The organism is Nakamurella antarctica, assembly GCF_003860405.1.
Classification (GTDB): domain Bacteria; phylum Actinomycetota; class Actinomycetes; order Mycobacteriales; family Nakamurellaceae; genus Nakamurella; species Nakamurella antarctica.
On record NZ_CP034170.1, the window covers coordinates 163641 to 184920 of the forward strand.

Sequence of the window (21280 nt, forward strand, 5' to 3'; positions counted from 1 at the left end):
CCAACGACTCCCGCCGCGCCAGCGAGCTATACCCCGCCGCCGGACGCCCAGACCATCGTCGGCGATTGTCCGTATTTGACCGACGAGCAGGTAGAGAGCGCGACCGGCCAGCGCAAGGGTGCCGACATGGTGCGACCGATGAGCCCGCAGCCAACGTGCGAATTTGTCCGTTCTGACGGCACATATCTCGCCACTGTCCGGGTGCTGCAGTTCGCGACCGACGCCGAGGCTGTCGCAGCGGTCGACTACTACGTCCCGCGCGAGACTTCGCAGCCTGCCACGCAGCCCGAAGGGTGGGCGGGCGGGCTGAAGTCTACCCCCGACGGAAATGTCGTGAGCTCCAACCCTCTGGCCCTAGCCGTCTATGGCGTCTCCAAAGGTGGGGCCGCGGTGATTGCCACAACGAACGAGCCGCGAACTTTTAAGGCGCGCGAGCTCGTGAAAGACGCGATTAGCACCCTCGGATTCTGACTATCGGCAACGGGCCACCACCAATATCTGTAAGGATGGACGACATGAGCGATCTCTATGCGACCCTGCACACCACCCTCGGCGACGTGAAAATCCAGCTGTTCCCGGACCACGCGCCGGCGACCGTTGCGAACTTCGTCGGCCTCGCCGACGGCACCGGCACCTACTCCACGGCTAATGCGTCCGGCACGAAGGAAGGCCCCTTTTACGACGGCGCCGTCTTCCACCGCGTTATCGACGGCTTCATGATCCAAGGCGGCGACCCCACGGGCACCGGACGTGGCGGCCCGGGCTACACGTTCAAAGACGAGTTCCACTCCGAATTGGTGTTCAACAAGCCATACCTGCTGGCCATGGCCAACGCTGGCCCCGGCACCAACGGCAGCCAATTCTTCATCACCACGGGTAAGACCCCGCACCTCAATCGCAAGCACACCATTTTCGGTGAAGTTGCGGACGCCGCTTCGCGGGCAATCGTTGACGCGATCGGCACCACCAAGGTGGATCGATCCGACAAGCCGTTGACCGATATCGCGATTAACTCCATCACTATCGAATCCGCTGACGCAGCATCTGCTAGCAGCTGAGCCTTTTCGTACTGCTGACAGGCGATTCAACCCATGACGTACCCCCCACAGCCCGGAAATCCGAGCGGGCCGCCCGTTGGCCCGTCGGCGGGGAACTTTGGGTATCACCCGGTCCGGGCAGTCCAGGTATGTTCCTGGCACCCGGATCGAGTGACCGCACTGTCCTGCACCCGATGCGGCCGCCCATCGTGCCCGGAGTGCTTGCAGCCTGCCTCCGTCGGCTTTCATTGCCGCGCGTGCCAGGCTGAGTCGAAGCAGAACCAGGTAGTTCCGAAAACGGTGGCCGGCTCGATCCTCGGCCAGCAGCCGCTGATCACGTACGTGCTGATCGCCGTCAACGTGCTTGTCTTCGTCATCACGATGATCCAAGCGGGCGGCGAATCTCGACTGCCCACCTCAGAGTGGCTCAGTGGTGGCTGGTTGGTGCCGGGGTTAGCTGCTAACGGTGATTACTGGCAGTACATCACCTCGGGATTCCTGCACCTTTCGCTCATCCACGTGGCGCTCAACATGTTGTCGCTGTATTTCTTGGGCATCGCACTTGAGCGGATGGTCGGACGCGGCCGGTTCTTGGCCATCTACGTTCTAGCGTTGCTCGGCGGGTCCGTAGCCGTCATGTACTTGAGCGCCGAATACTCTGCGACCGCAGGGGCCTCCGGCGCGATCTTCGGCTTGATGGGTGCGCTTGTCGTGACATTCCGCCGGCTCAAGTTCAACCTTCGCCCTCTCGCGGGCATCCTTGTGCTCAACATCGGGATCACCGTCTTCAATAACACCACCATTTCCTGGCAGGGGCACCTAGGCGGCCTTCTTGTTGGCGCGGCCGTGGGCGCGGTTATGGTCTATCTGCCCGCCAAAGACCGGACGCGGAACCAAGTTCTTGCCTGCGCGGGGATTTTTGCCGTCATCGTGTTGCTGATCCTCATCCGCGCCGCTCAGCTCAGCTAAACCCGCACCTGCCGGACCGACATCTATCAAACTCGTACCTTCCGAAATCCGATCAGTAGAGCCAGTATTTCCACACCCGTCGAACCGAGCGATTGGAGAGCACCGATGGACCAGCGACGGGCCGGAATGCTGGTACTTGTAGCCGCGCTCCTCTCGGTGGCCGCCATTGCATTGGTAGGCCAAGCGATTCGCCCATTGCCCGGAAAAGCCTTGGCGCTCCCGTTGGGCGGAGCGCCGAGTGTCGGGGACTGCGCGCTCGCACCGTCTCCAGCCGCGTTCCCGTACCCCGTCGCGAAGGCCGGGCAGTACCGGGTGCCCAATGTGGCGCCGTTGGCACCGTGTGTGGGCACCCGGTTTGGCGAGGTTTTCGAGGTGGTGGACGCACTTACCAAGTCTGATCAACAGGCTTCGATGTGTTTGCGATTGGATGACTACTTGGAGATGTACACGGATCCGTCGGGAATATTTGTACATTCGTATTCTGTCTCCACCACGCTGGTGGGGCCGAACGACCGACAGTTCGCGTCGGGACAGCGGTGGGTTGCCTGCGTGGTTATTGCTGGTCATCAAGGGCAGTTCGATCGACCGGTAAAACAGAGCTGGTCTGCGATGCCTTCCGCTTTCGCCACCTGCTGGGCAGACGCCGGTCCCACGCAGGGGGTGCCAGACATCGCCTGCGATAGCCCTCATCGAATGGAACTGCTTGGGGTGATGTTTAACTTCAGCCCAGACCTGACACAGTCGGGACTGGATGCACGCTGTAAAGAATGGGCGCGCACGGTCACGAATATGGCGGACGTGACGGCTGGTGACCAGTTGTTGATCCGAGCTGTGATGGAGGCTTCGCCGAAGGGGCAATTGGTGCCAGCCCTTGCTGGCGGGGATGGTGCATCCGATCGGGAATCCGATGGGTTTTACACCGTTTTTTCGGCGAACTGTGTTGCGGTACCTGCTGACGAAAACCGAGTGTTGATCGGCCCGCTGACATCGCTGGGAAACGGTCCGGTTCCATTCGGCTAGAGTGCGGTATCGCCGGGGCCGGGACCCCGCCAGCGCGAAGGGTTTGTGACCAACCGCCGCAGCCCTGAGGTGTTTGGGGTGCCCGCGGCGGGCCGCGGATAAACTCGGATGCATGCCGCCAAGCGAGGATTCCCAGCGTTGGAACACCGCCAACACGTCTCCCGGCCGGCGCCGGTGCAATCGATGAACCAGCGACGCGCCGGTGGCCTGGTATTGGTGGCTGCCCTTCTGGCGGTGGCAGCGATTTCGCTGATCGGTCAGGCTCTGCGACCCGTACCCGGAACCGCCTCCCCGGTGCCCGTCGCCGGCCCACCCAGTGTGGGGGACTGCCTGCTCGCCGCCCCGGTCCATCAAGAGGTTCCCACCCAGGCCTCCGACTCAGCAGAGCTGAGGGTCGACCGGGTACTGCAGCTGTCGGCGTGCTCGGGTTCCCGGTTTGGCGAGGTCTATCGGGTGGTGGAGTCGTTCACGAGCGTCAATCAACAACTGGATTTGTGCGCTGGCCTGACCGATTACACGGGGTGGCCTCTGCAGCGGTCGTCCGAGTTTTGGTCACCTGCCCCCTCGGTGTCGGTGACGTCCTCTGGGCCAGATGATCGGCAATGGGCGGCTGGCCAGCGGTGGGTGGCCTGCGTCGTGATGGCCGGGTTCTATGGATCCATCGCCTCCCCGGTGGGGCGGAGCCTCCCCGAAATGCCCGCCGCCTTTGCCACGTGTTACGGCACGGTCGAGGTACCTCGTTTTTCGCCGCAGGTCGATTGCGGCGGGGTCCATCGGATGGAGCTGTTCGGTACCAAATCTGTCATCGGAGCTCAGCAGTCGCAGGCGCAGCTGGACGCGAGCTGCCAAACGTGGGCCGGCATGGTGACGGGAATGCCGGAGGTGACCGCTGGTGGGCAACTCACCGTGCATGCGGTCGTCATTGACCCGATGGATTCGCAGGCAAGCGTCGATCCGTCGTCGCTGGCGGATGGCCAGATCACGTTCTCAATGTGCACTGCGACGCCGGCTAGTGACAAGCAGGTGCTTCTAGGCCCGTTGGCGTCACTGGGAAGCGCCCCGGTCCCGTTCGGCTGATGACGAATCAGCGGCGATGGGGCATAACGGTTTTGATCGCGGCTCTAGTGGGGCTCGCGACCATTTCGGTTGTTGGCCACGCACTACGGCCCGTTCCGGGGACCGCGTCGGCAGTTTCCCCGCCCGGCCCGCCCTCGGTGGGGGACTGTCTGTCCACCCCGGACTTTGCGGAGGGAATTGCGTTTTCTGAGTCAACTGCAGGACCCATTCGCGTTACTCAGGTGCTGCCGCTGGCCCCCTGCTCCGGTCCCCGCTTCGGAGAAGTGTTCGAGCTTCTCCCTGTTCTCACAGGCGCTGATCGGCAACGGGCAGTGTGTTCGGGACTCGATGCATTCGCCGGGCGGTCACCAGCGGTGCCCGGCCAAGAGTGGTCACCCGCGTCAGCGGTTTCGGTGGTGGCGACAGGTCCGAACGATCGGCAGTTCGCAGCTGGCCAGCGGTGGGTTGCCTGCGTCATTACTGCTGCGCTGCGGGGCCAATGGGACGGCCCGTCCCGGCAGCACTTCCCCGCGATACCGTCCGCGTTCGCCGCGTGTTTTGGGCGAGTGGGACCCCTACGATTTGCGCCTCTGGTTGACTGCAACAGCCCGCACCGGATGGAGGTGCTGGGCAGGATGCCTATCATTCACACTGGTCAGACCCAAAAAGACCTGGACACGACCTGTCAGCGATGGGCCAGCAAGGTCACCCTGATGCCGGAGGTGACGGCAGGTGGCCTGCTGTCGGTGCGTGCGCTGGTCATTGATCCGCAGGATTCGCAGGAGGTGATCGATCCAGCATCACTTGCTGAGGGTGAGAAGACTTTTGCGATGTGTATCGGTTTCCCGTCCGCTGAAGATCGCATGCTGGTGGGACCTCTCGCCTCGCTGGGCAGCGCGCCGGTCCCGATCGGCTGAGGAACAGACTTCCGGTCCCCCGCGGCCGCTGCGGATAAACTTGGACCATGCCCCCACGCGACCTCCCGGCGCCCCCGGATGGCAGCTGCCGGTCTGGCTTACAGGACCGGAGCGGCAGATGAATCAGCGTCGGACCGGGGCGTTGATTCTCGCGGCTGCCTTGCTGGCGTTGGTGGTGCTCTCAGCGGTGCAACAAGCAACCAAGCCCCTCCCCGGCGCAGCATCCGCGATTCCTATTGCGGCCCCGCCTTCGGTGGGTGACTGCCTACTCGAGCCAGCGGGGGGGCAAGGCGTCCAGCTCACCCCCACCAGCACCGTGCTGCGGCCGGATCAAGTGTTGTCCGTAGGTCCCTGTGTAGGGCTGCGCTACGGCGAGGTGGTCAAGGTGACGCCAGCTATTACCCGCACAGATGAGCAGGACTCTCTCTGCGTCAACTTGTACGACTATGTCGGGGTGAAGTTCAGCGGCGCCGGCTGGCGAACTCCGCTGTATCTGTCCAGCACCGTGATCGGACCTGACGACAGGCAGTTTGCAACCGGCCAAACGTGGGCTGCGTGCGTGGTGATTCCTTCCTTCGGCCAACCCTACGACGGGTCGGTGAAGGGTGCTGGCTCCGCGCTTCCGCCCAGTTTCGCCACTTGTTTTCCGGGGGCGCGAACAGCCGATTCGCTCCGAAGCGACTGCTACGGCCCGCATCGCAGGGAATTGCTGGGGGTGCGCTCGCTCCTCGCGCCCGGGATGACCCAAGCCGAACTCGACCAAACCTGCCAGGAGTGGGGGAGCAAGGTAACGGGTTTGCAGGACTTCACGGTGAGCGGTCAACTTCGACCTGCGACGGCAGTTTACGATTCCACCAACCTGTCCAGCACACTGTCGCCAGCCAACCTTCCGGGCGGACAGCCGTATTACGCAGAGTGTTTTGCCGAGCCCACGTCGCTGTCGCGATTGTTGACGGGACCGCTGTTATCGCTGGGCGACGGACCGCTACCGCTCAGTTAGGCGCGTTTGTTGGCCGCCCACAGGCTGAGCAGCGCTGCGGCGACCTCCGTGGGATCGGCCCCCAAATCGACCTTGCCAAAGACCAGCAGGCCATCGTCATCGAGGTCGATTTCTAGCGTCCTTGAGCTGACGCCCAAGCGGCTCCGTTGGGGTGTGCTGATGGCCGCGACCTGCGCCCATGTGACGGTGACCCGTCCCAGTGCGGTACCAATCACAAGACCGGACGCAGAAACTGTCAGCCGCTGCCGCATCATCAGGCCGACGCCCGTCATCAGCGCAAATATCAGGACCGCGGCCCCTGTGACGAGTTTGTCCACCGAGTTCACTGCTAAGAGCGACCACACGATGGCGCCTGCGGTGAGCGCGCCACCAGCTACGAGAAGCACGGTTTGCGGGCCCCAGATGTGCTGCGAATTCCCGGGGGGAGCCGCGATCGGTTCACTCACGTTTAGTCACCCACTATCGGAGTTGGTTCTTCGTCGGCGGCGAGAAGGTTGTCCACAGGAGTTATCAACATTGGGGATGAACTACACGCTTGTCATTAGGTGTCCGGCGGGCGAAGGCACTGAGATCACTAGGGGTGATTCACTTGAAGATAAGGTGAACCACCACGTCATCTGTGATTGGTTAGCGCCAGCGCATCGTCATCAGCAAACCGCTCACCATGAGGCCGAAGGCGATCGCGAAGTTCCAACTGCCCATCGAGTTCATAAACGGGATGTGTTCGCGCCAGAGGTAATACACCACGAGCCAGATCAGACCCACTAGCATTAGCCCGAGCATCACACTCATGTAAACAGGGCCGGAGGGGGTCGCGACCTTCGCGCGAAGCGCTGCGGCTTCGGAGGTCGACACCGAGGAAGTAGACCCGGAACCGGTGGTCTTCTTCCGAACCTTGGACTTAGGCATTGTGATTTCCTTTGAATTCGCAGGGGCTCGGCGCCGCAGTCAAGGCCACGGCTACGGGCACCTGAGAGTGGCTACAACGCGGACCACACTGCATGGCCGCGCAGGGCCCGCATCACTGGGACCGAACATTCTGTGCCCTAGCCTACGGGGTGCGGGTGACTAGATCAGTCCAATGCTGTTCCGCTGCGACACCGGTGACAACAACAGGGAGAACAGGGCGGGTGAAAAACGGCTGGGCCAGGCTTCGTGCGCGGGGTGCAACGGCAACCGACCACGCCGGCGACCTCGATGCAGGCCCCACCCCCGACCCAGTTTCCAGCCTTAGTTCTGCACGGACTACCGCTTGGCGGGTGGGGAGCGTGGTCGTGTGCGTGGCAGCGGGATTCATGCTGGGTACCGCTCACTCGTATTCTGGCGGCAAAGATATCAGGCCAAGAAATGTGGAGCTTGCCTCGCTGATCCGCAACGCTCAATCACAGGTGGCGCAGGGCGAAGCTGCCGCGAAATTTCTACAGACCGAGATCGACGGCGCTGCTGGGCAAGATGTGTCCCCGCAGGTAGATACCGAGCGGGCTCGCGCGGAGTCCCTCGCTGCGGCGGTCGGGCTGACCGAGGTGAGCGGCCCCGGCCTGGTCGTCACAATGACGGATGCGCCGCGAGACTCGAACGGCAACTACCCTCAGGGCGTCAACCCTGACGATTTAGTGGTGCACCAACAGGATGTGCAGTCCGTGGTCAATGCGATGTGGGCGGGTGGAGCCGAAGCAATGATGATTATGGACCAGCGGGTGATCGCAACGTCTGCTGTCCGCTGCATCGGCAATACTTTGCTTCTGCAGGGCAGGACGTATTCACCGCCGTTCGTGATCACTGCCATCGGTCCTGGTCCCGACATGAGGGCAGCCATTGAAGCGGAGCCCGGCGTCCGGTTATTTGAGCAATACGTGAAGGAATTCCAATTGGGTTTTGAAATTGAATCGTCGGCTGGCGTGACACTTCCCGCCTTCGACGGTCTCGTACGTATGACGTCTGCGCAAGAGGAGCCACAATGAGTACCCAAGATCCCACCGGCGGCGACGCCGGTGGCAGTCCCTTCGAGGGCGAGCGTCTGCCCCCGTACGCGCCTATCCCGAGCGGTTGGGTCGTGCCCCAACCGGAGGAAGGTACGCCGCAGCCGGGTAGCTCCACGCCTGAGGTCGGCTCGGTATCAAGCGGCGACGCTTCCTCTGATGCACAGCCGGGCGATGCTCCCGCAGAGGGAGGCCCTGCCAGCGGTGATGGCACAGGCGGCGCACTTTCAGGCGGCGCACTTTCAGGCGGCGCACTTTCGAGCGGCGCACCTTCGGATGACGATGTCGCGAGCGACATTCCCCCCGGCGTGGTTCCGATCAGCGAAGCGCCAGCGCAGGACATCGACACCGACGACGTCATCCCTGATGATGTCGAAGCCATCCCCGCGGTATCGGAAGCAGAGATTGCGGAGATTGCTGCTGCTGAAGCTGCCGAGGCGGCGGGTGCAGCCGAATCTGCCGAATCTGCCGCCCGAGAGGAGGCGGCTGCATTCGCGGAAGCAAGCGCCGATTCCACCACGGTTCTCCCCGTTATCCCCGCCGCCGGCGACACAAGCGCCACGCAGGCAATCGCCGGGTTCAGCGCGGCTTCTTTTGCCGCTTCGAGTTATGGCTCCAGTTTCGGAGCCGCTGCGGACAACACGCCAGCGAATTCACCATCCGAGGGCGATTACTCGACGTACGAGGACGCCGAGGAGCATGACGTATTTGCGGGCTGGGCCAGCCCCAACGACTCCGCAAGCAGCGGGGGTGCGAGCGGTACCAGCCGCCCTGCCGCTGCGGTCAGGGGCCGGGATCCAATTCGCACGGCAGCTCGCGGTATTGGTCAAACTCTCATCACCCTCGGCGTCGTCGTGCTGCTCTTCGTCGTCTACGAGGTCTATGTCACCGACCTTTTTGGCAAGCAAAAGCAGGAGGCGGTCAGCGAAGCTTTGGACCAACGCTGGGCAAGTGTTGAAGCTGCCACTGCTCCCGCTACGAGCACAGCTTCAGGCAGCGCCGAGCCGGGCACCACGGCGCCTGCCGCTCCGCCATTGCCAGAGGCACAGGTGGTCGACCCCGCAAAGCGGGTGCGCAGCTATGACACCAAGATTGGTGAAGGGTTCGCGAAGATCTTTATCCCCGCTCTCGGATCCGATTATCAGTACACCGTTGTTGAAGGCACGACGGTCGAAGATCTGTACGGAAACCCAGGCCACTACCAGGACACTCAGTACCCGGGCGAGCTCGGTAATTTCGCCGTCGCTGGCCACCGGGTGTCGAAGGGGTCGCCCTTCAACGCGCTGGATGTTCTCAACTCGTGCAACTCCATCATTATTGAAACGCAAAACGACTGGTTCGTGTACCGCGTTCTGCCGATGGCCGAGGAAACCGCGAACTGGGCAAGTACCGCACCCGGCAACCCGCAGTGCGCGGGTGTCGCGCCGCTCGACGGCGAGTATTCCGGCGTGACGGGCCGCGAGATTGTGCAGCCCTCGGATTACTCGCAGGTGCTGCCCATTCCGCACAGCAACTCGGGCGGGCCGCAAGCCCTGGCCGCCGCGACCCAACGGCTGGTCACCCTTACCACGTGCCACCCGCAGTTCTCCGACCGGGAGCGAATGATCGTGCACGGTGTTCTCGTCAAGAGTTACGCGAAGACAGACGGATTCCTTCCGCCAGAACTGAACGAGGTATAGCCCATGTACAGCTTCATTTGGCGTCATTTGCCAGGGCCCGCGGCGGCCAAGTTCGCTCAATCGATCTTGCTGTTCCTCATCGTCACCGCGTTGCTCTTTTTTGTGATTTTTCCGTGGGCTGAGCCGTACCTGCCCTTCGATCAAGTCCAGGTTGGCCAGTAACACCCAGTCGGCCTACGCTTCATGCTGTGGAAACACACTGCGCCGCAAGCCTTCCGCTTCAGTAGAGCGAGAGTGCTCTCGGCGCAGTGTGTTTCGTTTCCTCGTAGGCTAGGCGCGGAAGGCTTCGGGGCGTTCCGTCGGGGCCTGCGCTAAAGCCTCAAGGGCGTCCACTCGGCCGAAATCCTTGCCGTAGACGGGGGTCCCGGGTTGTTGGCGCCATGACTCCTCTAGGGCGCCGCCATCGATGGGTTCGAATCCGAGTTCAGAAATCAGCGCGAACACGATGTCCTTTGCTGGACCATCCTCGCCGGCGATGGGGAGGGCGATGCGGTCCGGCCTATCTGCGCCCTTGGACTTATCCCGCAGGTGCTTCCACCAAATCCCGTTGAAGGCTTTATAGACCGGCACTCCGAGATGCTTGCTCACCCAAAGGCTTTCGGGTAAACCGTCTTCGATCTCCGCGATCAATCCGTCGCGTTCTTTGGGGTAATAGTTGTTGGTCTCGATCACCACTACTCCGGGGTTGGCTCCAGCCAGCACATCCGAGGCGAGCTGCGGGACATTCTTCTGGGGAATACTGATGATCACGAGATCTGCTCCCTTGGCAGCCTCGCCGGCCCAAGTGGCCACCGCGCCAGATTCGGCGGCCAACTCCGCCAGCGTCTCAGGGGCGCGGGAGTTGGAAACGCGTACTTCGTGGCCCAGCGCCCTGAGCTTGCGGGTGAGCGTTCCGCCGATAAAGCCGGCGCCGATAATTCCTATTTTCATCTGTGGCTCTTTCATGAAGTGGTTGGACCGCTAGAAGTTTCGTCTCTGATGCCTCCCAGATGGTTGAACGCGGCGTCGGCGCGCGGTATTCCGGGCCGCTATCCTGCTCCGCTCGCCCATGCGAGCAGTCGCCGAAGGCCCACCTTCCGTGGCTTTATCTATTAATGTGATGAGATTCGTATTCAGGCGACCGAAACTCCTGGGCCGCGATAGATGACAGCGGCATCATTTGGCACGAACCTACTTAATGGGGTGATCAGTGGAGGGTACTCACACAGACATCCCAGATACATCCGGATCGGCAAAGCCGCCGCAGTTGTCGGACGTTGCCGCAATTGCGCAGGTCAGCGTCGGGCTTGCCAGCCGGGTACTCCGCGGTGATTCGACTTTGAGGGCGCGACCGGAAACCCGCGAACGCGTGCTGAACGCCGCAGCTCTGCTCCAGTACACGCCCCACCGCTCGGCCCAGGCGCTCCGGGGGCAATCGACCGGCACGTTTGGCCTGGTCGTTCACGACATCGGGAACCCTATTTACGCGGAGATCATCAAAGGGGCCCAGGACGCGGCTTCGGCTGCAGGATTCGGCCTCTTCCTTGCCGATGCGGACGATATTTCTGCGCGTGATGCCGCTTACCAGTCTTTGGTGGCGCCCGGACGCGTGGACGGGTTGCTGCTGCAAGCGGGTGGTTACGAAAGAGACGAAGCGCTGACCAGCGCGTTAAAGTCGCGCCGCCCGTTGGTGCTGGTCAACTCAACATCCCCGCTGGAAGTGCCAGCTGTCCACATGGATAACGAAGCAGCTGCCCGACTGGCCGCGGCCCATCTTCTTGATGCGGGGCATCGCGACATCGCGTTCGTGGGTGGCTGGATGGGCTCGCCAACATCCAGCGCCCGTGTAGCCGGCTTAACGAGCGCGATGCGCGAAGCGGGACTGCCCGCTCCCTTGGAGTTCGATGCGGGTTGGGACATGGCGGCGGGGCGCCGGGCGATGGCGAACATAGCGGAAAGCGCTGTCCTCCCAACTGCTTTGCTAGTGTCCAATACCTTTGTGGCCGTGGGCGTCCTGACTGAGGCACGCCTACGAGGCATCGCCATCCCGGGTGATCTGAGCGTGATTGCTTTCCACGATGTGTGGCTGGCGGAAGCTGCCTATCCCGCGCTGACGGTGGTGTCGACTCCGTTGCGCGAGATGGGGACAATTGCCGTAGATGCATTGGTACGTTTGACCCAGGGTTTTGAGGTGGGTTCCACCTGTGTCACCTCTCCCGGACTACACATCGTGCTCCGCTCCAGCACGGGGCCGCCTCGGACGCGGCAGCGGCAGATCTGAGAAATTTTCAGGAAAATTCTTGACATGGCAATCAATGCTCGTTATTTTCTTCAGTAGTGGTACAACGATTTACCAAACACCAAGGGTTCCCTGTTGTGCACTACCGGTAGCTCGGGGTGTCGATCTCCAACGGTGAACGGATAGCGCAAGCGTCCAACGACGGACGTCTTAGTACGTAGGCCCATTGATGTACTTCGCAGGGCAGGCCAATGGCGGACTTCCATAAAAGCACTTCTCGCACCGCACTTCCCACGGCGTAGGCGAAGAGGGGAACGATATGACACGGTTACGGATCGCTTATCGCGCCTTTGACGGTTTTCAGCGCGCACTAGAGCGGCAGGCAAGCACATTCGCCCTGCCCGGTGTCGAGATAGAAGCCGTGGCAATGGATCCCCCATCGTTGTCACTATTGCTGCTTGACTCGGGTGCACTAGCCAGTGACGGGTGGGATGTGGTCATGGTGCTGACAGATTGGATTCCACAACTCGTGGCGGCGGGCTCCCTGCGTGCGCTGGACTCGTGGCTCGAGAAGGACACCCTCACCGACTGGCCAGGAGATTTTCACGACGGCGTGCGCAGATTGGCGGTGGGTCCTGATGGGCGCACCTACGCTTTGCCCTATCACGACGGACCTCAGGCGCTTGTTTATCGCTGCGACCTCTTCAGCGATCCGGTCGAACAGCGTATGTTCGTCACGCGTTTCGGATACCCCTTGCAGGTGCCCACAACGTGGCGTCAGTTCCTCGACGTGGCAACGCATTTCACTCGTCCGGAGGAGAACCTAGCGGGCTGTGTGATGGCAGGATTTCCCGACGCGCACAACACGGTCTATGACTTTTTCATCCATTTGTGGGGTCACGGCGGTGAGATTCTCGGCACCGACGGCCCGATGTTCGACAGTGACGCCGGGGTCATAGCACTGTCTTGGCTGCGAGATTTGATGCGATCGGGGTCGACCCAATCTGATCCATTAGACACCGACAGCGTCGCTGCGGGTGAGGTTTTCGCCGCCGGTGGCGCTGCGATGATGTGGAATTGGCTCGGTTTTGCCGTTACTGCCGAACTCGACGGGTCACCGATCCAGGGGCGGGTGGGAGTTGCTCCGATGCCCGCGGTATCCGATCCGCCCGGCCCCACGTTGAGTTTGTACTGGACGCTCGCGATCCCCGTGGGCGCCCGCGACCCGGATCTGTCCTGGCAGTTTCTCGAGCACGTTGCGCAGCCGGCGGGCGACAAGATCACTGCTGAAGCCGGAGCGGTAGCTGTGCGTCTGTCGAGTTGGAACTCATCGGATCTGCACAAGAAATTTGGCGCATACCGGGTGATTGAAAGTGCTCACGACCACGCCCGGAACCTGCCAGCGACTCGCTATTACCCGGCCATCAGTGAGGCTTTGAACACTGCCATCGACAACGTCTACCGGCACGACGCCGACCCCGCAGCCGAACTCGCCATCGCTGCTAACTTGGTGCGGATCGCCATGCAATCGGAGGTCCCCTCATGAGCTTCGCCAGCGATCTTGAGAAAGCGGTGGCACCGCCAGCGTTGTCCGAGCAGGCTCGCCAACTCGGAATCGGCGTCGTAGGTTGCGGGTCGATCGTCAGAGCCGCGCACCTGCCTGCCTACCGGAAAGCCGGATTGAACGTGGTGGCGGTAGTGGATCGCGACGAGGCGCGGAGCGCGGGCGTGGCAGAGCAATTCGGCATTGGAAGGACGTACGCCTCGGTGGCGGAAATGCTCGCCAATCCGGCAATCGCAGTGCTAGACATCGCGGTGGATCCGGAGTCGCAGGCCGATATTGCCGCGGCAGCGATTGCGCGCGGCAAGCACCTGCTGTGCCAAAAGCCTTTCTCCGAATCCTTCTCCACCGCAACGACACTCGTGGAACGCGCTGAAAGCGCCGGTGTACTTCTGGCCGTAAATCAGCAGATGCGTTGGGAGCAACTGGTCCGAGGAATTAAATTCCTCATTGACAACGGTGCACTCGGGACGATCTACGACGTCTTCATCGATATCGATGTCAGAACGGACTTCGCGTCGTGGCCCTTGATGGCGCCCCGTCCCCGACTCGAGCTGTTCTATCACTCGATTCATCACCTTGATTCGCTGCGTTTTCTGATGGGAGAGTGTGTTGACGTGTCTGCCTCATTGAGCCGGCATCCGCTTCAAACAATCCCGGGCGAAACCCGCTCGCTGGTTCACCTGCGCTACGCAGAGGGCGCCACGGCCAGTATTCGGACGGACCACAACAACTGGTCCGACGACCCGCGTGCCCTGATTCACGTTCGCGGCACCGAGGGATCCATCGATGGCGAGTTGGGGTTGCTCTACGACTACCCGAACGGCCGGCCCGATAGGTTGGTCTTGCGACGCAAGGACGGAACCGTCGAGCACCACGAGTTTAGTGGGAGTTGGGTCCCTGACGCGTTTGTCGCCAGTATGTCCGACCTGCTCGGCGCCATTGATGGCCTGCGAGAGCCATCAGCCAGTGGGCGTGACAATCTCGAGACGCTGCGGTTGGTCCATGCAGCCTATCTCTCGAATGAGCGCGGAACCCGCGTCGACTGTGGCGGTTTCACCCCTGACGAAAGCGAGCCACCGGCATGAGCGCCCAGGTGCGGCCACTGGATGGCCTCGTAGTTTTAGACCTGAGTCAATTTCTCGCCGGACCCACGGCCGCCGCCAGGCTGGCCGACCTTGGCGCATGCGTAATTAAGGTGGAGCGATACCCCGACGGTGACCCGTCGCGGGCGATGGTCGTTGCGAAAGACATGGATTCCGGCGGCGATAGCCTCATCTTCCACGCCATCAACCGTGGTAAGACGAGCTTGCTGGTCAACCTGAAATCGGCAGAAGGGTTGAGCCGAGTCCGGGAGCTCATTTCCACGGCTGATGTGCTGATTGAAAGCTATCGACCAGGCGTCATGGAAAGACTGGGCCTGTCGGTGGAACAGGTACATGAACTCAACCCGTCGCTGGTCTACGGACGGATTACCGGCTACGGCTCCGAAGGGCCATGGACTGGACGTCCCGGCCAAGACCTGTTGGTGCAGGCCCTTTCTGGCCTCTGTTGGCTGCAAGGAGTCGACGGCAGCGACCCTACTCCCATCGGATTCTCCATCGTCGACGCCGCGGCCGGTTCAGCGTTGACACAGGGCATTTTGGCCGCGTTGTTGCGACGAGCACGAGGCTTGTCTGTTGGCGGACTGGTGGAAGTCAGCCTGCTCGAGAGCGCCATCGATCTCCAGTTCGAAGTGCTGACGTTGCACCTAAATCAGAAGGCACTTGAGCAACCGCCGCGAAGCGCCGTCAACCCGGCGCACCCCTACTTGGCGGCGCCGTACGGCATATATCGGTGCTCCGACGGCTGGCTCGCTGTGGCAATGGGAGGGGTGGATGCGCTCGGAAAGTGTTTGGGTGATGCGTATTTGGCGCAGCTGAACGATTCAAAAGTGTGGTGGAGCGAGCGCGACACCATCAAAAGGCGGGTCGGTGAAGTGCTTGTTGAATTTCGTGTCCAGGACGCCTTGAACAGGTTGCTCGAAGCCGGTTTATGGGCGTCGGAAGTCCTCGGCTGGAACGAGCTGGTCCAGCACCCGGGGTTCGAAGCGTTAGATCTGCTTCAGAAATTGGTGCGTGAGGACGGCACGAGCGTGACGACCACCCGATGCCCCTACCGCATCGATGGTCAGGTTCTGACCGCGCCACTGCCGGCGCCGGTGCTTGGTTCTGCCGGAACTATCGATTAGGAAACCCATGAACACCGTCAGCCGCTTTTATCAGGATTACGAGATTGGCGCCGAGCGCGCAACTCTCGGCCGTACCATCACCGAGACCGACATCGTGATTCACGCCGGACAAACGGGGGATTTTTTTCCACACCATATGGACGCCGAGTGGAGTGCGACGCAGGAGTTCGGTGAGCGCATCGCCCACGGCACGCTGGTGCTTTCTGTCGCGGTCGGCATGACCGCATCGGAGATCAACACCGAGGCATTTAGCTACGGATACGACCGTATCCGCTTCATCCGCGCCGTCCGGATCGGGGACACGCTGACCGTGACGGCATCCATCACGGGGCTTCGAGATCACCCGCGACGCCAAGAGCACGGCATTGTCGAAGAGACCGTGACCGCAACAAACCAACACGGCGAAGCCGTGTTGTCGCTTGTCCACCTGTACATGGTCAACAAACGAGACCACCAATGACGGTCGTCCAAGTCCACGTACTTATCCAAAGGAGAAGGAACATGAAGTTCAAAACAGCGGCGATTAGCGCGGTCGCGGTCATGACGACATTGGCCGCGTGCTCATCCAGCGATTCCGCGGCCCCTAGCAGCAGTTCGAGCATGGCCCCGGCGAGCAGTTCCAGCGCGGCGCCGGCGAGCAGCTCTAGCGCCGCCCCGGCAGCAAGTTCGGAAACCTCGGCTCCGGCAGCAAGTTCGGCCGCCCCAGCTCCCGGCAAGAAGTACACGATCGGCATCTCCAACCAGGGCTTGTCCGTTACCTTTCCCGCCGCCATCGGCAAGGGGATCGCGGACGAGGCCAAGGCTATGGGGTTCGACGTAGTCGAACTTGACGCACAGTTCAATGCCGACAAGCAGGTCAACGACGTGCAGGACCTCATCTCGCAAAAGGTTGACGGCATCCTGCTGATCCCAGTCGATGCTGGACTCTCCACCAGGCTGGTCGACGCAGCGGTCAAGGCCGGAATCCCGATTGCTAGCGTGCACGGTCAGGTCGGCGCCGACCGCCCCCTCGCCGACGTCTACAAGGGACTGGATTTCCTGTACATCGAGGACGAAGTGGCAGCCGGAGCCACAGCAGGGAAAATCGCAGTGGATCAAATGCCAGCGGGCGGCAAGGTGGCAATCATTGAGGGCCAAGCTGGCTTTGCGGAGGTGCAACTGCGTGCCCAAGACTTCAAGACGACTTTAGAGAAGACAGGCAAGTTCGAGTTCGTGGCAAACCAACCAGGAGATTGGACCGCCGAGAAGGCCCAGGCGGCTTGCCAGGGGATCCTTGCTGCGCAGCCGGACATCGCGCTGTTCTATGCCCAGTCGGATGATATGGGCGTTGGCTGCTCGAAGGCAGTGAAGGCCGCCAACAGTGCAGCGAAGGTCATCGGTGTTGGTGGATCCAAGACCGGAATTGAAGCCGTCGCCAACGGCGACATGCTGGGAACCGTGTGCTACAAGCCATTCTCGTCGGGTCAAGAAGCTGTAAAGCTCTTCGCCAAGGTGCTCGAGGGCACGTGGACCGAGCCGGGCAAGCTGATCACCTACGACACGCCGGGCATCACCAAGGCAAACGTCGACAGCTGTACCCCGCAGTGGTAGTCGACTGATGGGAAACGACGAGACCGTGCACGAACACCGAGAGTTCGCAGACATACTCGATATGCGCGACGTGCATATGACGTACGCAAGTGGCACCGTTGCGTTATCGGGTGCGAGCCTTCGTGTTGGAGCGGGCACGGTGCACGGTCTCGTCGGTGCCAACGGCGCCGGAAAATCGACTCTCATCAAAATTTTGTCCGGAGCGCAAGCGGCCACCTCGGGCTCTATTCAATTCCGCGGGAAAACAGTTTCCTGGCCCAATCCCGCGGCAGCGCAAGCCGCTGGTGTGGCGACGGTTTACCAAGACACTCCTTTGGTTCCAACCCTGTCGGTCTTGGAGAACGCTTTTCTCGGACGGCGCGGAATGTGGCGCTCGCCTTCCACGCTGCGAAACCAGCTCGGTGCCCTGTTGGCCCAGATCGGACTCCACATCGATGTCGACACATTGGTGTCGGACCTGTCCATCGGGTCTAGGCAAATGGTGGCTTTGGTTCAAGCACTCGCCTGCGGCGCGCAACTGATTGTCATGGACGAGCCGACCGCTTCTCTTGCCGAGAGTGAGCGCCAAATGGTATTTGATGCCGTGCGGGAGGTGGCGGCCGCTGGAAAATCCGTGTTGTACGTTACGCATTTCCTTGATGAAATCTTTGAGCTGACATCGGAGTTGACCGTCATCCGGGATGGCAGGACTGTGTTGGCCGCCCCAACGGCCTCGGTTTCCGAGGACGAGTTGGTTCAGTCCATTCTCGGCAAGAAGGCTCTGTCCGAGATCTCAAAAAAACACAGCACAGTGGGAGAGACAGCAGTACTGCAGGTGCGTGGTGTGAGTACGGGGCAAGGCCTGAAGGAAGTTGACCTCACGGTACGTGAAGGCGAAATTCTAGGCATTGCAGGTCTTCTCGGAAGCGGTCGCTCTGAAGTGTTACATGCTATTTTTGGCGCCGACCCGCGTAGCGCCGGCTCCATCCAATTGGATGGGCGCGAAGTTCCAGCGAACGTCGGCAAGGCGGTCCATCGGGGCATCGCGCTGGTTCCGGAGGATCGCAAGTCCCAAGGTATTTTCCCTGGGTGGGAGATCTGGCGCACCACCAGCTTGCCTGACTTGGGCAATCTGTCGTGGAAGTCCCTTGTGTTGCGACCTTCTCACGAGCAACACCGGGCACAACGGGCCATTTCCGACTTGGGCATCCGGGCGGTGGACAGCGATGTGTGCACCGACGCACTCAGTGGCGGCAATGCCCAGAAAGTGATGTTCGGCAAATGGTTGTACGGGGACGTCCGGCTGCTGCTGCTGGACGAGCCGACAGCGGGTGTTGATGTGGGAGCGAAAGCCGATATCTTCTCCCTCATTCGTGGTTTCGCGGCCGCAGGCAACGCCGTCATCATCGTTGCCTCCGAGTTCGAGGAGCTCCTGCGGATCGCCGACCGCGTGATAGTTGTGCGGCACGGCCGGTGTATTGCGGAGCGAGATGCTGCAGACACCAACGAACACGAATTGCTTGCTTTGGCCAGCGGGCTCACCACACAGACCGGGAGACAGACACTATGACGGCGACCAAGGCATGGCTACCTCCCCTGCGCGCGTTGAGTTTGCAACGAGCGGGTGTGGTGTACGCGCTGGCGCTGTTGGTCGCGGGACTACAGACGTATAGCCTCATCGTCGGACGCGCTCCGTATCTCACCGCTGACAACGTCGCTAATGTTCTTGAACAAACCAGCTTGGTGGCGATCATGGCGGTCTTCATGACGATCGTGCTCATCACCGGGAACTTCGATTTGTCAGTGGGGGCAACCGCCGCCCTTTCTGGAGCGGTCGCGCTGAAGGTGCTCGACTCTTTGGGTGCTCCTTTGGCTTTCCTGGTGGCGGTACTAGTGGGGTTAGCTATTGGGCTGCTCAACGGTGTGCTTGTCCAATTCGTCGGCGTCAATGCTTTTATCGTCACGTTGGGGACCTTGACAGCTGGCCGCGGGGCGTTGCTGCTCCTCACCGATGGCCGGACAGTCACCGCTGACAGCGATGCTTTCGTCACGTTGGAGTCCGGTGACTACCAGCTTCCTATCGCGCTCGGCTACGTGAGCGCCGCGGCGCTGGTGGGAGGGGCAGTATTCCTGTGCCTGCGTCGTACTGCGCGAGGCGATGTGGCTCGACTCGGCGGCCCAGTCATTCCCCTGGCTATATCGGGCGCAGCGCTCCTAGGAGTTGCCGTATATGCCCCCCGTCTTCTCAGGCTCCCCACCTCGGTGTGGATCATGATCGCGCTGACGGCCATTGTTGGATCCATCCTCCGGTTCACCGTCGTAGGTCGGCGGGTCTATGCCACCGGCGGCAATGTAGAGGCGGCGCGCCTGGCGGGGATCAACGTCGCGCGTTACCGCGTCGCGGCCTTCATGCTGAACGGGGCAGCGGCGGCCGTAGTGGGTGTCTTGTACGCCGGGAAACTGGGCGCCATCAACCCGCAGGCGTTGCAAGGAATAGAACTCACCATCCTGGCAGCGGCGATCTTGGGCGGCACGTCGCTTCTCGGTGGGTTGGGATCGGTGGCGAAGTCCGTCATTGGCGCACTGATTCTCTTTGTGCTGGCGAATGGGTTCAATATTTTGAACCTCGGCGCGAACTGGCAGGGCTTGGTGCAAGGCGTGGTGATCGTGGCCGCCGCGACGATCTACACAGCCGCTGGCCGCAAACGCCGGAAAGTGGCTGGTCCGGCTGTCTCGGAAACGCCTCCCGTTAAGCCGCCCAACCAGATTGCGAGCTAACCGAGATGTCCGTCCGCGAGATGTCCACCACTGATGAGGCGATCGTCCTCCGAGGGGTCACCTGGGGCCACACCCGCGGACTTCTGCCCGTCATTGGCGCGAGTTCTGCGTGGGCCGACAGGACTGCGGACCGCGTCGCGGTGATCTGGGAGGCGCGAAGCCTCTGGGACTTTGGCGAAGGTGATTTGACGTCGATTGCGCAGCAATATGACCTGATGGTGATCGACCACCCGCTCGTCGGTGATGCTGTATCCCAAGGCTTGCTCGTCGATCTTGCTGGCGACGCGGCCTTCGTTGCCGAGGCGCACGCGGACAGCGTGGGCGATAGCCAGCGGACCTACTGCGCCGACGGCGCGGTCTGGGCGCTGCCAGTCGACGCGGCCTGCCAGGTTGCGGCTTGGCGTCCAGACCTTTTCGAGAATGTAGGTGTGGCAGTGCCAACAACTTTGGCCGAAGTCCACGCGCTGCCTGTTGCGTTGCCGATCGCGATGGCTGCGGCGCCAGTCGATGTGTGGTGCATGTGGCTCGCCCTGTGCATTGGTGCCGGCGAAGAGCCACTGCGCTCCGAGGGTCGCGCAGTCACGCGGGAGGTTGCCACCGCCGCTTATGACGAACTCGAGCGCTTGGTTCAGCGTGCGGGGCCAGAGTGGTTGGGGCGCAATCCGATCGACGTATTGCGAATGCTGAGCAGCGGCGATAGAGCTGCCTACATTCCTTTTGTGTTCGGCTACAGCAACTACTCCCGCCCGGGATACAGCCGCAATTTGCTACGTTTCGGCCCGTCGCCATCGTCCTCGCGAACGCCTGCAACTACGGTTCTGGGAGGCGCGGGCGTAGCTGTGTCCGGCGTCAGTCCGCACCGCGAAGACGCCATCGACCTCGCCAGATGGCTCGCTTCCAAAGAATGTCAGAGTGGCCCTTATCTGGAGGCGGGAGGTCAGCCGGGTCGGTTGTCGGCGTGGCGTAGCCCCCTGGGACAGATGCTTGCCGGGACGTACTTTTCAGACACCGAGGCCGCGCTGCAAAGGGCATACCATCGCCCAATCTCGGTCGGGATGCGCAGGTTCCAGACCCTAGCGGGCGACCGCCTGTTGGCCGCGCTGCGGGCTCACGAGCGTCCCGATGCAGTCATCGATGACATCGACCGATGGTGGGCAACAGTGGGATCGCCCGCTGGTGACCGACCCCTGGAGTAAGCGCCGTTCGGGGCGACGCCGCTATCGGGTGGACGCCAATGCGAGGAAGCCAGTTCGGGAATGAAAACGAG

General features: G+C 61.8%; 22 protein-coding genes and 1 pseudogene. 19 read left to right on the forward strand and 4 right to left on the reverse strand.

Translation table 11 applies throughout. The annotated features are described in order from the left end of the window. Positions 1-48: 48 nt before the first annotated feature. The 7 genes and pseudogenes from EH165_RS15965 to EH165_RS00785 all read left to right on the forward strand — a co-directional run. Positions 49-471 (forward strand): annotated as a pseudogene (locus EH165_RS15965) (DUF2020 domain-containing protein); the annotation flags it as partial. A gap of 44 nt (positions 472-515) precedes the next feature. Continuing rightward, positions 516-1058 carry a peptidylprolyl isomerase gene (locus tag EH165_RS00760; protein ID WP_124797602.1) on the forward strand — a complete coding sequence of 181 codons (543 nt, stop codon included), beginning with the start codon at positions 516-518 and terminating at the stop codon, positions 1056-1058. 279 nt (positions 1059-1337) lie between these two features. Then, entirely contained in the window at positions 1338-2006 is a 669-nt protein-coding gene (locus EH165_RS00765) for a rhomboid family intramembrane serine protease (RefSeq protein WP_164479043.1), read from the forward strand. Positions 2007-2111: 105 nt separating this feature from the next. Beyond that, complete coding sequence (locus EH165_RS00770; protein WP_124797604.1) at positions 2112-3026, forward strand: septum formation family protein; 915 nt, start codon at positions 2112-2114, stop codon at positions 3024-3026. A gap of 183 nt (positions 3027-3209) precedes the next feature. Beyond that, complete coding sequence (locus EH165_RS00775; RefSeq protein ID WP_124797605.1) at positions 3210-4103, forward strand: septum formation family protein; 894 nt, start codon at positions 3210-3212, stop codon at positions 4101-4103. After that, entirely contained in the window at positions 4103-4999 is an 897-nt protein-coding gene (locus EH165_RS00780) for a septum formation family protein (RefSeq protein ID WP_124797606.1), read from the forward strand. Before EH165_RS00775 ends, EH165_RS00780 begins: the two co-directional genes overlap by 1 nt. 118 nt (positions 5000-5117) lie before the next feature. Then, the gene (locus EH165_RS00785) at positions 5118-5999 is read left to right on the forward strand and encodes a hypothetical protein (protein WP_124797607.1); all 882 of its coding nucleotides are present in this window, start codon (positions 5118-5120) and stop codon (positions 5997-5999) included. Here EH165_RS00785 and EH165_RS00790 read toward each other — a convergent pair. Further along, complete coding sequence (locus EH165_RS00790; RefSeq protein WP_124797608.1) at positions 5996-6445, reverse strand: PH domain-containing protein; 450 nt, start codon at positions 6443-6445, stop codon at positions 5996-5998. The two genes, EH165_RS00785 and EH165_RS00790, sit on opposite strands and share 4 nt — an antisense overlap. Before the next feature lie 181 nt (positions 6446-6626). Next, entirely contained in the window at positions 6627-6908 is a 282-nt protein-coding gene (gene crgA, locus EH165_RS00795) for a cell division protein CrgA (protein WP_124797609.1), read from the reverse strand. Positions 6909-7129: 221 nt separating this feature from the next. Between crgA and EH165_RS00800 the strand changes: the two genes are divergently transcribed. The 3 genes from EH165_RS00800 to EH165_RS15240 are packed head-to-tail and all read left to right on the forward strand — an operon-like array spanning position 7130 to position 9819. Continuing rightward, a complete protein-coding gene (locus EH165_RS00800) occupies positions 7130-7960 on the forward strand; it encodes a DUF881 domain-containing protein (RefSeq protein ID WP_239020634.1) in 831 nt (276 codons plus the stop codon). Next, positions 7957-9657 (forward strand): class E sortase, encoded by a 1701-nt coding sequence (locus tag EH165_RS00805; protein ID WP_124797610.1) that lies wholly within the window; start codon positions 7957-7959, stop codon positions 9655-9657. The genes EH165_RS00800 and EH165_RS00805 overlap by 4 nt, the downstream gene beginning before the upstream one ends. 3 nt (positions 9658-9660) lie before the next feature. After that, positions 9661-9819, forward strand: coding sequence for a hypothetical protein (locus EH165_RS15240; RefSeq protein ID WP_164479044.1), 159 nt, complete (start codon positions 9661-9663; stop codon positions 9817-9819). Between the two features lie 108 nt (positions 9820-9927). On the opposite strand, the gene EH165_RS00810 is transcribed toward EH165_RS15240, so the two are convergent. After that, on the reverse strand, positions 9928-10602 hold the full coding sequence (locus EH165_RS00810) for an NADPH-dependent F420 reductase (RefSeq protein WP_422392115.1): 675 nt from the start codon (positions 10600-10602) through the stop codon (positions 9928-9930). 244 nt (positions 10603-10846) lie between these two features. On the opposite strand from EH165_RS00810, the gene EH165_RS00815 reads away from it, so the two are divergent. From EH165_RS00815 to EH165_RS00835, 5 genes are all read left to right on the forward strand, one after another. Then, a complete protein-coding gene (locus EH165_RS00815) occupies positions 10847-11917 on the forward strand; it encodes a LacI family DNA-binding transcriptional regulator (protein WP_124797612.1) in 1071 nt (356 codons plus the stop codon). Positions 11918-12194: 277 nt separating this feature from the next. Beyond that, entirely contained in the window at positions 12195-13421 is a 1227-nt protein-coding gene (locus tag EH165_RS00820; RefSeq protein WP_124797613.1) for an extracellular solute-binding protein, read from the forward strand. Further along, positions 13418-14524: a Gfo/Idh/MocA family protein gene (locus EH165_RS00825; protein ID WP_124797614.1), complete on the forward strand. Its 1107-nt coding sequence runs from the start codon at positions 13418-13420 to the stop codon at positions 14522-14524. Before EH165_RS00820 ends, EH165_RS00825 begins: the two co-directional genes overlap by 4 nt. After that, entirely contained in the window at positions 14521-15666 is a 1146-nt protein-coding gene (locus EH165_RS00830) for a CaiB/BaiF CoA transferase family protein (RefSeq protein WP_206426032.1), read from the forward strand. Before EH165_RS00825 ends, EH165_RS00830 begins: the two co-directional genes overlap by 4 nt. Before the next feature lie 7 nt (positions 15667-15673). Continuing rightward, positions 15674-16126 (forward strand): MaoC family dehydratase, encoded by a 453-nt coding sequence (locus tag EH165_RS00835; RefSeq protein WP_124797615.1) that lies wholly within the window; start codon positions 15674-15676, stop codon positions 16124-16126. Here EH165_RS00835 and EH165_RS15245 read toward each other — a convergent pair. Further along, the gene (locus EH165_RS15245; RefSeq protein WP_164479045.1) at positions 16104-16439 is read right to left on the reverse strand and encodes a hypothetical protein; all 336 of its coding nucleotides are present in this window, start codon (positions 16437-16439) and stop codon (positions 16104-16106) included. The genes EH165_RS00835 and EH165_RS15245 overlap by 23 nt on opposite strands. Between EH165_RS15245 and EH165_RS00840 the strand changes: the two genes are divergently transcribed. Genes EH165_RS00840 through EH165_RS00855 form a run of 4 tightly spaced genes read left to right on the forward strand, consistent with a single transcriptional unit; the run spans position 16414 to position 21209 of the window. Beyond that, positions 16414-17256, forward strand: a complete 843-nt coding sequence (locus EH165_RS00840) for a sugar ABC transporter substrate-binding protein (RefSeq protein WP_164479046.1) — start codon at positions 16414-16416, stop codon at positions 17254-17256. The genes EH165_RS15245 and EH165_RS00840 overlap by 26 nt on opposite strands. Before the next feature lie 7 nt (positions 17257-17263). Further along, the gene (locus EH165_RS00845) at positions 17264-18805 is read left to right on the forward strand and encodes a sugar ABC transporter ATP-binding protein (RefSeq protein WP_124797617.1); all 1542 of its coding nucleotides are present in this window, start codon (positions 17264-17266) and stop codon (positions 18803-18805) included. Further along, positions 18802-20013, forward strand: a complete 1212-nt coding sequence (locus EH165_RS00850) for an ABC transporter permease (RefSeq protein ID WP_124797618.1) — start codon at positions 18802-18804, stop codon at positions 20011-20013. Before EH165_RS00845 ends, EH165_RS00850 begins: the two co-directional genes overlap by 4 nt. A gap of 20 nt (positions 20014-20033) precedes the next feature. Beyond that, complete coding sequence (locus EH165_RS00855) at positions 20034-21209, forward strand: ABC transporter substrate-binding protein (RefSeq protein ID WP_164479047.1); 1176 nt, start codon at positions 20034-20036, stop codon at positions 21207-21209. Positions 21210-21280 lie beyond the last annotated feature (71 nt).